This window comes from Methylobacterium sp. WL64 (assembly GCF_008039945.1).
GTDB lineage: Bacteria > Pseudomonadota > Alphaproteobacteria > Rhizobiales > Beijerinckiaceae > Methylobacterium.
Genome location: NZ_VRVA01000129.1, coordinates 1 through 13,761, shown reverse-complemented (window position 1 = coordinate 13,761; position 13,761 = coordinate 1). Strand labels below are relative to the sequence as shown.

12 protein-coding genes and 1 tRNA gene are annotated in these 13,761 nt (G+C 66.4%); 3 read left to right on the top strand and 10 right to left on the bottom strand.

Going from position 1 to position 13,761, the window contains the following annotated elements:
- Positions 1–1,089 precede the first annotated feature (1,089 nt).
- Positions 1,090–1,272, bottom strand: a complete 183-nt coding sequence (locus tag FV242_RS28865) for a hypothetical protein (protein ID WP_147941320.1) — start codon at positions 1,270–1,272, stop codon at positions 1,090–1,092.
- Positions 1,273–1,607: 335 nt separating this feature from the next.
- Here FV242_RS28865 and FV242_RS28855 point away from each other — a divergent pair, with 335 nt between their 5' ends.
- Together FV242_RS28855 and FV242_RS28850 are read left to right on the top strand one after the other, a co-directional pair.
- Positions 1,608–1,979 carry a hypothetical protein gene (locus tag FV242_RS28855; RefSeq protein ID WP_147941318.1) on the top strand — a complete coding sequence of 124 codons (372 nt, stop codon included), beginning with the start codon at positions 1,608–1,610 and terminating at the stop codon, positions 1,977–1,979.
- On the top strand, positions 1,976–2,638 hold the full coding sequence (locus tag FV242_RS28850; RefSeq protein WP_147941317.1) for a hypothetical protein: 663 nt from the start codon (positions 1,976–1,978) through the stop codon (positions 2,636–2,638). The genes FV242_RS28855 and FV242_RS28850 overlap by 4 nt, the downstream gene beginning before the upstream one ends.
- Positions 2,639–3,640: 1,002 nt before the next feature.
- Here the strand turns inward: FV242_RS28850 and FV242_RS34880 are convergent.
- From FV242_RS34880 to FV242_RS28825, 6 genes are all read right to left on the bottom strand, one after another.
- Positions 3,641–3,817, bottom strand: a complete 177-nt coding sequence (locus tag FV242_RS34880; RefSeq protein ID WP_187278606.1) for a hypothetical protein — start codon at positions 3,815–3,817, stop codon at positions 3,641–3,643.
- A gap of 145 nt (positions 3,818–3,962) precedes the next feature.
- Positions 3,963–4,052, bottom strand: a tRNA-Ser gene (locus tag FV242_RS28845).
- A 137-nt stretch (positions 4,053–4,189) separates the two neighbouring features.
- The gene (glgX, locus tag FV242_RS28840) at positions 4,190–6,457 is read right to left on the bottom strand and encodes a glycogen debranching protein GlgX (protein ID WP_147910510.1); all 2,268 of its coding nucleotides are present in this window, start codon (positions 6,455–6,457) and stop codon (positions 4,190–4,192) included.
- Positions 6,458–6,715: 258 nt separating this feature from the next.
- The gene (locus FV242_RS28835; RefSeq protein WP_147941316.1) at positions 6,716–7,696 is read right to left on the bottom strand and encodes an ABC transporter substrate-binding protein; all 981 of its coding nucleotides are present in this window, start codon (positions 7,694–7,696) and stop codon (positions 6,716–6,718) included.
- A 369-nt stretch (positions 7,697–8,065) separates the two neighbouring features.
- A complete protein-coding gene (locus tag FV242_RS28830; RefSeq protein ID WP_147941315.1) occupies positions 8,066–8,770 on the bottom strand; it encodes an NUDIX hydrolase in 705 nt (234 codons plus the stop codon).
- Entirely contained in the window at positions 8,763–9,647 is an 885-nt protein-coding gene (locus tag FV242_RS28825; protein WP_147910512.1) for a PhzF family phenazine biosynthesis protein, read from the bottom strand. Before FV242_RS28825 ends, FV242_RS28830 begins: the two co-directional genes overlap by 8 nt.
- A 154-nt stretch (positions 9,648–9,801) precedes the next feature.
- On the opposite strand from FV242_RS28825, the gene FV242_RS28820 reads away from it, so the two are divergent.
- The gene (locus tag FV242_RS28820; protein WP_147941314.1) at positions 9,802–10,284 is read left to right on the top strand and encodes an OsmC family protein; all 483 of its coding nucleotides are present in this window, start codon (positions 9,802–9,804) and stop codon (positions 10,282–10,284) included.
- A 20-nt stretch (positions 10,285–10,304) separates the two neighbouring features.
- On the opposite strand, the gene pdxY is transcribed toward FV242_RS28820, so the two are convergent.
- From pdxY to FV242_RS28800, 3 genes are all read right to left on the bottom strand, one after another.
- Positions 10,305–11,153, bottom strand: a complete 849-nt coding sequence (gene pdxY / locus FV242_RS35215; protein WP_147957826.1) for a pyridoxal kinase PdxY — start codon at positions 11,151–11,153, stop codon at positions 10,305–10,307.
- Between the two features lie 206 nt (positions 11,154–11,359).
- Positions 11,360–11,944, bottom strand: coding sequence for a phospholipase A2 family protein (locus FV242_RS28810; RefSeq protein ID WP_147910983.1), 585 nt, complete (start codon positions 11,942–11,944; stop codon positions 11,360–11,362).
- Positions 11,945–13,196: 1,252 nt separating this feature from the next.
- Positions 13,197–13,418 carry a hypothetical protein gene (locus FV242_RS28800; protein WP_147941312.1) on the bottom strand — a complete coding sequence of 74 codons (222 nt, stop codon included), beginning with the start codon at positions 13,416–13,418 and terminating at the stop codon, positions 13,197–13,199.
- Between the last annotated feature and the right edge of the window lie 343 nt (positions 13,419–13,761).

Sequence of the window (13,761 nt, the reverse complement as noted above, 5' to 3'; positions counted from 1 at the left end):
AGATGGGCCCGCGTGAGTGGGTCATGGCCAAGGCGCAGTTCGCCGTCATCTTCGGCGAGCGCTTCACCCGGGCCATGGCGGCCTGATGTTCAACCCGCCGCTCACACACGGAATTTCCGATAGTCCCCCGCAGAACTCGATCTCATGCCCAGCTTCTGTGGTGATGCGCCGGACGTTGCGGAAGCGGATCAGTAGGGCGTCCGGAAACTCAGATGCAACCCGCACTCGCATCTCTGCTTCCGGCTCCGCACCTGATCTCGGCGCGTCCGGCGCGTCGAGGCCAAGGCCGTCTTGCGCATAAGCACCGGATTGGAAGAGCAAGAGCGCTACCACAGCACCGAGGGGTGCGCTTTTCATTTGAGGTAGCCCTTCGCATTCAGGTGCTCGGTGAGGCGCACTAGTTTGCCTCCTCGGGATCCTCACGCCGTACAAAGCGCTATCGGTTAGCTAGTCTGTTACAGCGCATCCCAGAGCCAAGCCGCTCCCATCATGGCGAACCCGCCGCACACCAAAGCCACTACGATGTAGCGGTGCAAGCGATCGTAGATCGGTATCGGCATAGACGGGTGCTCGCATAAGCGGAACAACTGATGCCCACGAACGGCATTCGACCGCCAGCGATAAATCTTAACAGTTCGTCAATTCAGCATTTGCGTGGTTCGCGGGCCACAGAGTCTGAAAGTCAGCCCACGTTGCGGCTCACAAGGCCGCCAAGAACCACAACCGCGACGACGGCAATTGCAACTACGGCGGCAATCAGGATGGCTCGCATCTGCCCGCTCCCTGGTCGCCGCCGAGCGTCGTGCTCATTTCAGATAGCCCTTCGCCTCGGGGCGCTTCATGATCTGCGTTCGCTGTAACCTCAGGATCCGGCGCTATCGCGAGTAAGTCGCTGCTGTCTAAGTTTCGCCGTACGCTCCTCCACAACCTGACGCTCCTCCTCGATTTCAACCCAGACCTCGGCGGAGTTCGTCTCGCGGGTCTCAGCCTTCAAGTGCAGGCTTGTGTGATCGTTGGAGTGTATGATCGGAAAGTGAGACATTAGCCCTCCACGATGATTGGGAGCGGTTGAGATGCTAGCGCTGTGTGTCAGAGCTTCTTCATCTCGCCCGCGGAGCTATCTCGTTCCAGGCGCGCAGCCTTCAGCCGGGCCGTGTTTTGATCCGCTTCGCTGATACCTGGTATGACGGAGATCTTGTCGCCGAGGTGGTCCTGTATCTTGGCGAACGCGGCCTCGGCCTGCTTGCGCTCTTTACTATGATTTTCAGGCAAACTGCATTCCTTAGTTTGCTCCCTCCGGATCCTCGCGGTGCCTCACGTAGCCCTGGCCTGTAAGCCAGTCCGTAAGAGCGTACCGGATCGCCTCCGGACGGGTTGGCTTCGGATCGGGCTGATCAGCAATCCAGGCGTCGAGGGGGGCAACCTGTTCAGGCTGCACCCGGACCTGGATCTGAATGCCGGTTTGCTTCCCGCGGGTTCTACCCGTGCGCATATGGTACCATAGTTGACGTGCCTCACGCCTAGTGGTACCACAACTGCGGGCCGGAAGGAAGATTGAGCCCTTCCATCCGGCCCTTACCACCAACCGCATCTGGAGGATGCTGTTCATGGCTATTCACGCCCATAGCACACGCACGCCCTTATTACCCCAGTCCGGCAACCCGCGGCCCCTATTAGGTCAAGGGCTCGGCCGGCAGCTGGGTCCCGTCACCAGGGCGATCCGAGCCTGCCGCGAGACCGACCTCGCCGACCAGGCCATCACCGAGATCCAGATCGGCCTCGACAGCTTCTTCGCCGATGCGGACCGCCAGCGCGTCCGTGAGCTGCGCCGCCGGATCGCTGACCGGATCGAGGCGGACCTGGCCTTATTAGATGCGCTCGACGGCGACGCTGACCGCGAGCCGGAGGCGCTGGACGCCTCGGCCACCGAGTGGACCGGCCGTAGCGCTCACCGCTTCAATAACGGGAGGGCGGCATGAGCGCTCCGGCATCCCGTCGAGACGATCTCACCAGCTTGATCTTCGACATGGAGGACGCGGTTCGAAATCTCGTCCGCTGGGGCCAGGCGGTCCGCGCCATGGGCTGCTCGGGCTGCGACGTCGAAGCCGGCGCCCTCTACGTCGTGGGCGACGCGATGGTGGAAGCCGCCGTGAAGGTCGAGCGACTGGGAGCGCGCCTTCGAACTGTCCCGCCCGCTGCGGGAGGGCGCACGATGAGCATCGCATGCGTCGACTGGGGTCAGATCTTAGCCCTGGAGGATGACATCATGCACCTGGATCGTCTGGCCAACGTGCTGACGACCCTCGGCACGCACGACGACGTCGTGCACCGCGAGTGCATCTACGTGATGGGCTGCATGCTCAGCCAGATTGGCAAGCGGCTGGAGGCCAATTACGGGGCCATCAAGCCGATCCGAGACGGGCGCGCTGTGACCGCCTTCACTCGCCTCGGCGTCCTGGCCGGCCACGTCGTTGGCTTCGCTTGGCTCGGCCGCCGCGTGCTCCTGGCCTGGCTCGCCCATCGTGACCTGCAGCGAGCCAAGGTGCTGCTGCGGCGCTCGGACCGGCGGTTCGCAGCTTCAGGGTTGTTCGCTGTGCCTGTCACGGCCAGCGGCGTGCCGCGGGTGTGTCGATCGTGAGAGGGCATCCACACCCGCCCGGAAAAGCTTTGGCTGGCTCGTCAAGCGGGCGTGGAAGGTCAGCGACCCATCCCGCCGCTAACACCGGCCGCCTTACCCCAGGGCAGTCAAATGCGAAACTGTTTCGCTTTTCGCGGAACGAAACCGATTTCCGTCTTGCCGTGCTGAATGTGAAAAACCACGCCCACTCGCTGGGTATCGGGGGGGAAAACCAAGAAGCGGGCGTGGAGTCGCTTTGCACAGCAGTTACTCACGCCGTTTGGTGTCTTAGGGAAAACCCAAGCGGCTGGAGCGGATTGTCGAATTTGAGATCGACCCGTCTTTGCTACCGCGGCGCGATACGACGCGTCTCTAACCTATGCCAATGACGCTCCCCGAAACCAGGGATCGCAAAACCTGAGTGGAACACAGGTTATCTTCGGATCGGACAGAAGCCCTTTCGCTCACAGGTGAGCGAAAGCATCCACGCCCGCCGCCCTCACACCGGGTGGATGTTTGGGCGGCGGGCGTGGATCGTCAAGGAGCCGCCCAGCCCGCTGACAAAACCAACCTAACCGGCATCGGCCAGCGGAAATACAAACTGGGTTGGAAGTCTGACCGGAACGCGGCTCGTATATTCTGCAAGGCTCGCTGCGAGCGTTCGCAGCGACAGCCAGACTCCCTGGAGATTTCCCCAGTGACGGTCGCTCTTGCCGCCAACGTTGTCAGTCGAAGCATCCACGCCCGCCGGGCCGCCACCGTCGAAGTGAAACCGTCGGCGGGCGTGGAAGATCGGCGCTGGGCCGACAAAAGCAGGATGCCGACGAGAGGTTGACGCTAAGTTGATAGCGGCAACCACCAGCGACATCCACGCCCGCCCCATCGGTGAGTTGAGGGGCACTGTCGAGACGGACGTGGAAGGTCGGCTGGAGAGTCGACACCCAAGAATACGGCTCCTTGCTTGTTCGGTCGATGGCCCCGAACGTAGCCCTCATGAATGCTACTCGCGCATCCCGTGCGGGCTCACCCCTTGGCTGCACACACGGTCACGGCGGTAGCCCCAGAAAAAATGTGGTTAGACTCGGCGATCATTTTTGCCGCTTCTTCACACGCATGTTTGCTGTTGAACTCGATGGACCCGATCGCAGAACCCGAGCCTGAGCCTGATCCGGCCAGCATGATGATGAGCACGTAGATCAAGGCACCCTCCTCGGAACGAGGATGCCGCCACGGGATCAAGTGACGCCCGCGCACCCCCGTGCGAGCGGCTTGTAGGTATCATTGTAAGCAAGGTTGAGATGGAACCCGCTAACTCGTTGAGGATAAACGGGTTTTGCGGGTCAATTGGCGGAGGGAGCGGGATTCGAACCCGCGATACGGTTTCCCGTATACACACTTTCCAGGCGTGCGCCTTCAACCACTCGGCCACCCCTCCGACCGCAGACAGGGCGCCCGGGCACCGAGGCGCCGGACGCGACCAGGGCCGCGCGGTGGGGTGCTGTTAGCCGGGTGCGCCGCCGGGCGCAAGCGGCGGACCCTGAGCGGGACGAAAACCGTCCCGCTCAGCGCGTCTCAGGCCTCCGGGTCGAGGTGGAAATGCACGCTCTCGACGTTGGCGCGTTCAAAAGCCTGCATCACGTGCTGGTAGGAGCGCTCCATCTCGGTGGCGTCGTCGCCCGGGGTGTCCTCGGGCTTGAGCACGAACATCAGGAGCGAGCGCCCGGTCACGTCGTAGCCATTGCCGAACGGGAAGCTCTCGACGTCCTGGCTGTCGGGCAGGTTGGTGTCGAGCAGCCTGGTCCAGGCCACGCCGTTGGGCGATTCGGGCAGCGTGAACGTCACCAGGTCGTGGTGGGCGTTGAACATGATCAGCAGCGTGGCGTCGCCGCCCCGGCGGTGCAGGCCGGTGGCCTGGGCACGCCCGTCGAGCTGGACCGCGAACGCCTTCGCCGCCCCCTCGGACCAGTTCTCGCTGGCCATCTCGCCCCCGTCCGGGCGCAGCCAGGTCACGTCCTTGACGCCGAACTCCTCGTCGTACTGCCCGGTGAGGAAGCGTCCGCGGCTGAGGATCGGCAGGGCGTTGCGCAGGATGACCAGGCGCTGGGTGAACTCCGCGAGATCGCGCTCCTCGTCGCCGATTGCCCCCCAGTCGAGCCAAGAGACCTCGTTGTCCTGGCAATAGGCGTTGTTGTTGCCGTTCTGGGTGCGGGCGAACTCGTCGCCGGCGAGCAGCATCGGGGTGCCGCGCGACAGGAACAGGGTCGCCAGCATGTTGCGCATCTGGCGCAGCCGCACGGCCCGGATCGCCGGGTCCTCGGTCGGGCCCTCGGCGCCGTAATTGTACGAGAGGTTGTGCGAGTGGCCGTCGCGGTTGCCCTCGCCGTTCGCCTCGTTGTGCTTCTCGTTGTAGGCCACCGTGTCATGCAGGGTGAAACCGTCATGGGCGGTGAGGAAGTTCACCGAGGCCCAGGGTTTACGGCCGCGCTTGTCGAACTTGTCGGCCGAGCCCGAGACCCGGGCGGCGAGGTCCGGCAGCAGGCCGGGATCGCCCCGCCAATAGGCGCGCACGTCGTCGCGGAACCGGTCGTTCCACTCGGCCCAGCCCGGCGGGAAGCCGCCGACCTGGTAGCCGCCGGGGCCGCAATCCCACGGCTCGGCGATCAGCTTGACGCCGTTGAGCACCGGGTCCTGCCGGCAGGTGTCGAGGAAGCCGCCGCCCTCGTCGAAGCCGTAGGGCTCACGGCCGAGGATCGTGGCCAGGTCGAACCGGAAGCCGTCGACCCGCATCTCGGTGGCCCAGTAGCGCAGGGAGTCGGTCACCAGCTGCAGAACCCGCGGGTGCGACAGGTTGAAGGTGTTCCCGGTGCCGGTGTCGTTGATGTAGTAGCGCGGCTCGCCCGGTAGGAGCCGGTAGTAGGAGGCGTTGTCGACGCCCTTGAACGACAGAGTCGGGCCCTTCTCGTTGCCCTCGGCGGTGTGGTTGTAGACCACGTCGAGGATCACCTCGAGGCCGGCGCCGTGGAAGCGCGAGACCATCTCCTTGAACTCGGAGAAGGCGAAGTCCGGCACCGCCGCGTAGCGCCGGGCGGGGGTGAAGAACGAGATCGTGTTGTAGCCCCAGTAATTCACCAGGTTCTTCTGCTGCAGGTAGTCGTCCTGCACGAAGGAATGCACCGGGAGCAGCTCCACCGAGGTGACGCCGAGGCTCTTGATGTAGTCGAGCACGTCGGGCGTGCCGAGGCCGGCATAGGTGCCGCGCAGCTTCTCCGGAACCCGCGGGTCGAGCTTGGTCATGCCCTTCACGTGGGCCTCGTAGAAGATCGTCTTCTCCCACGGCACGTTGGGCTTGCGGTGCCGGCCCCAAGTGAAGGCCGGGTCGATCACCCGCGAGCGGCGGTTGAACGGCGCGCTGTCGCGCTCGTCGAAGGTCAGGTCGTCGCCCGACTCCATCTGGTAGCCGAATAGGGCAGGGTTCCAGGTGATCGAGCCCACCAGTCCCTTGGCGTAGGGGTCGATCAGGAGCTTGTTGTGGTTGAACCGGTGGCCGGCCTTCGGCTCGTAGGGGCCGTGGACCCGGTAGCCGTAGATCGTGCCGGGCCGCGCATCCGGCAGGTAGCCGTGCCAGATCTCGTCCGTGTATTCGGGGAGCTCGATCCGCTCGATCTCCTTCTCGCCCTGGTCGTCGAACAGGCAGAGTTCGACCTTGGTGGCGTGGGCCGAGAACAGGGCGAAGTTGACGCCCAGCCCGTCCCAGGTGGCGCCGAGCGGATAGGGCTGGCCTTCCTGGATGCGCGTGCGGGTCGCGCGGGACGAGTTTGTCGAACGGGTCGGGTCGGCCATGGGAGCTCCGGTGCTGGCAGCCCGGAACGCCGGCCGCGCGTCGCGGGACGCCTCGGCCGGTGACCCCGGACTGCAACGCAAACGTCCCGGGAACAGCGAAGCTCCCGCCGGGGCGGGCGAATTTTTGCGGTGCGGTTCGGGCCGGCGGGCCCCGCCTCTCGCGCCGCGTGCCGGATATCGGAACCGGCACGCGGCGCGAGTTTTTCGCTGCGCATCGTCGTTTTCCGAAAGCCGGAATCCACCCTTTGGGACGATGCCCTAGTTCGCGTTCGGAGCCGGCGCGGTGAAGCTGCGGTCGAGCACCCGGCCGACGTCGAGCCGCTTGGCCAGGATGCCGTAGCGGGTCGCGCGATCGGACGCCTCCTGGACCTCCGCGACCACGCCGTCGTCGATGTTGATCGGGCTGGTCCGCTGCGCCGCATAGGCCGCCAGCAGCACATCCTCCGGCAGGCGTGTCAGGGCGGCGGTGCTCTTGGCGTATTCGGGGAGATGGTCGAGCGACCACAGCCGGGCCCTGTTCAGGCGGTCCAGCAGGTCCTGCACGGCCGCCCGCTTGGTGGCGATGGCGGTGTCGGAGGCGACAATGAACGTGATGGTAGGGGTCAGGCCCGCGCCGTCGGCGATCACCCGGGCGTTGTCCTTGCGGGTCGCGAACGAGACGTAGGGCTCCCAGACCGCCCAGGCATCGATCGAGCCGGCGACCAGGGCGACCTTGGCGTCCACGGGGTTGAGCGGCGCGAAGGTGGCGTCCTCCAACCTAATCCGCGTCTTCTCCAGGGTCGCGTCGATCAGGAACTGGCCCCAGCCGCCGCGGGTGCCGGCCAGGCGCTTGCCCGCGAGGTCGGCGTCCGACCGGATCGGGGAATCCTGGCGGACCAGGATCGCATGGCTCCGCGGGTCCGATTTCGTGCCGCCGACCGCCTTGATCGGGGCGCCGGCCGCGTAGGCCGTGAGCAGCGACAGGTCGCCGGTATAGCCGACATCGAGGGCGCCGGCATTGAGCGCCTCCAGGATCGGCGCGGCGGCGGGGAATTCCGACCAGGCGATCGTGTAGCGCAGGTCTTTTCCAAAGCCGGAGATCTCCAGCAGCGCGCGGTTGCCGCCCTTCTGGTCGCCGACCCGCAGCATCACGGGCTCGGCCGCGCAGGACGGGGCGGCCGCCGACAGCATCAGGGCGGCGGCGAGCCAGGCGGCCGCGTGCCGGCGGGTCGTTCTCGGGGCGTCAGAGAGGATGCGCATGTGGCCCGTTTCGTTGCCCGGCGCAGCGTGCGCGAGGGGTCCAGCGGAGCGGCCAAGTCTATGGAAGCGCCTGCGGCGAACAAGGAAACGACACTCCGTATTGCGGGCACATCGGGTGATGGCGGTGTCGGGTTTCGTCGCGCGAGAGAAGATACGTGTCGTTGCGGCGGGCCTCTCTCACCCAACCGGGTCTTCGTGAGGTGCGTTCGCGCAGCGGAGGTTTCGAAGGAGCCCTCCAGCCGGCCGCGCGATCCCCGGAGGGCTCCTTCGAGGCTCGGTGCGCTCGCACCTCAGGATGAGGGGACTGGGTGGGAGCGGCCCTCGTCCGATGACCAGCCCTCAGCCTCCCTGCCGCCGGGCTCCGGCAGCCTACACCGCAAAAGCATCCGCCAGATACGCCCGCACGAAGCCCGGCATCCGAGTCGCCTCCGGACCGTCGGCCGCGCGCGCCACGTGGATCCCGGCGAGTTCCGGCTCCGCCTCCCGGCGGCGGTGGGCCTCGATGCGGGCGCACAGGGCGTCGGCCGTCTCCGGGAACCGCACCGGGCGCAGGAAGGCGAGCTGCCCCTCCCCGGCCAGTAGCACCCAGTCGGTCGCGGCATCCGCCGGCAGCGCCAGGCCGGTCTCCTCGGCGAGCTCCCGGGCGGCGCTGCCGGCGAGGTCGACGGTCTCGCCCCGCACGTCGTCGAGGTCGGGCGTGCCGCACGGGAAGTAGAGCTGGCCGGCATTGGCCGTATGGGTGCCCATCGCGCCGAGCAGCACCCCACCGTCCAGGCTCCCGGGCACGATCGCCGCGAAGGCGTTGACCACGCCGGCTTCCGTGCGGCCCCGGTCCCGGTAGGCGATGAAGCTGGAATAGCGGGCGGCAAACAGGTCGACCCGGGCGATCCCGTCCGCGACCGACCAGGCGCGGGCGAGCAGCACGGTGCCGTCGAACATCCCGGGGCTGCGGGCGCGCCGCGCCTGCCAGTGTTCGGCAATTTCCGCTTCGTGGTCCCGGGCGAACGGCCAGTCATGCGCGACGAGTCGCGCCGTGACCCCGGCGAGCCGGGTGATCCGGAAGCCGTCAGACACGCAAGGTCCCGTCCGACACGATCACGGCCGAGCCGCCGATCTCCACCGAGCGAAGGGCGCCGGCCGCGATCGTGAGCTGGAGCGCGATGGCGCTCGGCCGGCCCATGGCCTCGCCCTGCTGGATCGCCACGTCGTGGGTGCCGTCGCCCAGGGTCTCGAACTGCATCAGCACCCCCGCGAAGGCGGCGGCCGCCGAGCCGGTGGCGGGATCCTCCGCGATACCGAGATGCGGCGCGAACATCCGCACCCGCCAGCTCTGGCCCGTCCCCTCGGGGTCTGGCGCGTAGAGGTAGAGCCCGTCCTGCGCCTCCGGTCCTCGCGCCGGCTGGGCGGAATCGAGCGCCGCCACCGTGGCCACCGGCACGCAGGTGAAGGTCGGCCCGACCCCGTGGCGGCTCGGGACGTGCCGGCCGGTGCAGAGATCGCCGGGCTCGAGCCCGAGGAGCGGCGCGAGCACCGCCGGCTCCGGGCCGGCGCCCAGAAATTCCGGCAGGGCCGGCAGCTTGAACCGTGCCCGGCCGCCGCTGCCGTCGGACAGCGTCTCGACCACGCAGGGCACGATCCCGATCCGCTCCTCCAGGCCGAAGGCCCGGGCATCGCCCCGGGACGGGTCCTCCAGGGCGAGCAGCACGGCGCTCCCCACGGTCGGGTGGCCGGCGAACGGAAGCTCGTGCCGCGGCGTGAAGATCCGCAGACGCGCCCGCTGCCGCGCGTCGGTGGGCGGCAGCACGAACACCGTCTCGGACAGGTTGAACTCCGCCGCGATCGCCTGCATCGCGGCCGTGTCGAGCCCCTCGGCGTCGCGCACCACGGCCAGCGGGTTGCCGGCGAATTTTTGGTCGGTGAACACGTCGAGGGTGACGAAGCGGCGCGCCATCGTGTCGGTCCTCCGGGCGGCGCCCGCGACCGGCTGGCGGCTGCGGCGCGCTTTGCTAAGGCTGTGCGAACGCCCGACTCGATCCGGGCGGCGCGGTCCCAGAGCCTAGCCCAGTGCGGCACCGCTTCCCAGGCCGCGGAGACGGGAGGGAGCCATGCCCGACACGGAGCACGCCTACGCGGTCACGGTGACCTGGACCGGCAACACCGGGGCCGGCACCCGGACCTATCGCGGCTACGACCGCGCCTTCGAGGCCGCCTCCCCGGGCAAGCCGGTGATCACCGGCTCGTCCGACCCGGCCTTCCGGGGCGACCCGGCGCGCTGGAACCCGGAGGACCTGCTGGTGGCCTCGCTCTCGGCCTGCCACAAGCTCTGGTATCTCGGCCTGTGCGCGCAGGCCGGGATCGTGGTGACGGCCTACGCCGACACCGCCGAGGGCCGCATGACCGAGGAGCCCGGCGGTGCGGGCCAGTTCACCGCGGTCACCCTGCGCCCGCGCGTGACCGTCACGGCGGAATCGGACGCCGCCGCCGCCCTGGCGCTGCACCACCGGGCGCACGCGCAATGCTTCATCGCCCGCTCGGTGAACTTTGCGGTGACGCACGAACCGACCATCGTGCGGGAGGGCGTGGATTGAGGGCGTGCGCGATTCGGCCCCTACACCGCCTCGACCAAAAAGGTCTCGGTCGGGGTCACGTATTCCGCCTGCGCGGCCACGGTGAGGATCTCCCGGGAACCCGCCGCCGCGGTGCGCTTCAGGAGGCCGTAGACCGAGGCGGCGGCCGCGCCCAAAGCCGTGGCGGCCGAGCCGGTGCGGGCGTAGTGGACCAGGAACAGGGCCGCGATGCAGTCGCCCGCGCCGTTCACCGCGATGGCGAGGCGCGGGGTGCGGACCCGGAACACCCGGCCCTCCGCCCCGGCCAACAGGTCGATCCGGTCGGGCGGCGTGTCGGCGCAGAGCGCCGAGGTGACCAGCACCACCCGGGGGCCCCGGGCCTGGAGCGCCGCGATCGCGGCCGCCGCCTCCGGAAGGGTCCGGCTCGGCAGGCCGGTGAGCCGGTCGAGCTCGAACTGATTGGGGGTGAGGATGTCGGCCGCCGGCACGGCGTGGTCACGCAGGAACGCCTCGATCCCGGGCCGCACGTAGACGCCCTCCGCGACATCGCCGATCACCGGGTCGCAGCAATAGAGGGCCTGCGGGTTCGCGGCCCGCACGGAGGCCACCGCCTCCAGGATCGCCGCCCCGATCGCGGCCGAGCCCATGTAGCCCGACAGCACCGCGTCGCAGCCGGGAAACACCCCGCGCTCGCCGATGCCCCGCACCACGTCGCGGATCATGTCCGCCTCGAAGATCGGGCCGCGCCACGCCCCGTAGCCGGTGTGGTTGGAGAACTGCACCGTGTGCACCGGCCAAACTTCGACCCCGAGCCGCTGCATCGGGAACACCGCCGACGCGTTGCCGACATGCCCGTAGGCGACGTGGGACTGGATCGACAGGACGTTCAACGCGGGTGATTCCCGGTGCCGTGAGGAGAGCCGCTGCTGTCGGCGATCCGGCGCGCGGGCGCAAGCGCGGGGGCACGCACGGGAGGCGCGCACGGGGGGCACGCCGCGAGCGGCGCGGTTCGGACGGCCGGCCCGCCTCGGGTTCGGCCCCCGCGGCCGGCAGGCGGGCCGGACCGCGTCCCGCTCGGCTGGACGGCGGGAGCGGATCAGGGCGCGCGGCAGCGCATGGCCACCGTCGCCTGCGTGACGCTCAGCGCCCGGCGCCGCGTCTCCAGCGAGGCGCCCGGCGCATCCGAGACGGACGCGGCCTCCCGCTTCAGCGTAGCGTCGCAGGCGCAGGAGCTGTAGCCGGCGGCGTCGTAGCAGGCGTCGTGGCGCATGCAGGCGGCATCGAGGGCGTCGATCGGGGGCAGGCCCTCGCCGCGCTGGCCCGTGCCGCAATAATTGCCGTGGAACAGGTCCTCGCCGGCCGCGACCTTGCCGAGATCGCCCTTGGGCGGCGCCGGCGCCTCCGCCTGCCCGCTCGGGTTGAGGTCGTTGGCCGGGCCGCCAGCCTTGGAGCCCGACGCCCGCAGCGCCTTGGGGATGCCGGAGCGCTCGCCCGGCTCGTTGAGCGCCTCGCCCGCCCGGCCGTTCGGATCGGACAGGTCCGGCAGCGGCGGCGGCGGCCCCGGGCGGGGCTCGTCCGCCTCCAGGGTGGTATACGCCTCACCGGCGACGGCCTGCGCCCGGACATGCTGCGGGACGGCCAGGAGCAACAGCCCGAGGAGGACGAGAAGGGTGGGTCTCACGGCAGGCTCCCGAATGCGGAGCCAGCAATGCGGAGCGCGACTGTTCCGTTCCGAAGTCGGTCTGCGCAGCGGGGCCGGGTCGGGGGCGTCCTGCGCGGTTGGGGCCGAGCCCCGAGAGGCCGCCAGCACGGCGCGCCCGGTGCCGACCCGTCTGCGCCCGCCGATGCCCCGGACCGTGGCGCGGATTGTTTCCGCGTCGAAGACCGGGCGTCAGTCGAGATGGTTTGAGAACGGGACGGTGTGGACCGGCCCGACCTCGACCCCGCGCCGCTGCATCGGGACCATCGAAGCCGCGTTGCCAATCGGGCCGTAGTCGACGTCGGACTAGATCGACAGGGTGTTCAACGCCGGTGATTCTCGGATCGCGGGGGAGAACCGCCGCTGCGGGCGATATTGTCCTAGATCTTGGTTTAAAACATAGCCTGCATATCTAGTAGTAATTTTGTAAAATTAGTTTGTCCGTATCTTATAAGGCGCCATCGGGATTAAATAAATCCGTTTGCTTCGGAGGGCGATCGGGAATGAAGCGCATGACCTTTTTAATTTTGTAAGTTGGTTGTTTGGCGTTATTGTCGGAGTCATAAGGCGTGATTATTTCCAACACAACTTGGTACGTATCCTCTGATAGTGCGCCGCCTCTTTCCAGTGTATCTTGTGCAATTGTTGTCGCAATAATGTCTGCGTGTATGGTTTCCAGCCCAAGGCGAAGCCGCCAGTTTATTGCGCTTGCATCGTATACCGGCGAATAAACGCTTAGCCATGCGGGTGTTTCTTCAACGTCTGGCTCGTTGACCTATTTGCTTTCTTCTATGCCTTCACACAAGATGCGGCGATATTGGCAACCTCTTCGGGTGTGAAATTTTCCGGCGTATCCTCTTCATTCCCAGAAACACGCATTGTTTCAAAGCCATCATGCCCCAGTGGCAAGAAAGCATCCTGAGTTGCTTGAAGCGCCTTTGGATTTTTTGACAGGCTATATATTTCTGGTGTCAGGCAAACCCTATTGTCATTGCCTTTTATTGTGACTTTTATAATTCCACGCGGGTCGGATCCGACTCTTTCTTCTATAATATCTTAGCCTTTTTCCGCCCGAGATATTTCAAAAAATTTATTTAGCCTGTTGCGAGCCCAACTCCATATAGCGGACCTTTCGGAAGGCCGATCTATACAAGTAGTTCTCTCGCGATTTTTACTTGATCCAGGCCGAGAAATTGCTTGATTTGATCGTAAAAACCATTGATCAGTTCAATATTTATGTTGAAGCATTTGTGCTCGAAATCTGAGACAAATAAAACTTTAGTTGTGGATTTTTGCCATCAAACTCTGTATTGGCCTCGAGCAGCAGTCGGCCAAAAGCCAGCAGCGCTGGCGCCAAGTTCCGGACATCAATAGAGTGGTCGTCCGCACGAGAGGGGCCATCGTAAGCAACTAAGAACTCTTGCCGGCTCATCGGCACGTCTTCGGCTTGAGCCATTTGTACCCCTCCTTCACAGACAGCGAAGAGTGCAAATCGCGTTTAAGTTGTCCATCCATGACGTGGCCGGATTCAGCAGGAAGCTTAACCGCTGTGATAAAACTGCTGCAGGCTCCTTATGGAGCTATCTATAGCACGCGAACAAAGGATGAACAAACTGGCGGATTACCGACCCCTGCAATGCCGGCTCTGGATTTGCCGTCGGTAGCAAGAACAATCGCAAAGGGCGATCAATCAATATGTCAGGTTCATAGGCTGGCGCTCCCGCCCCTACTCCCAAGCCTAGTTCAATCACCCAAAACCCTTGTCCCCGGCCCTCTCCCGCCTCAGATGGGTTCGATCC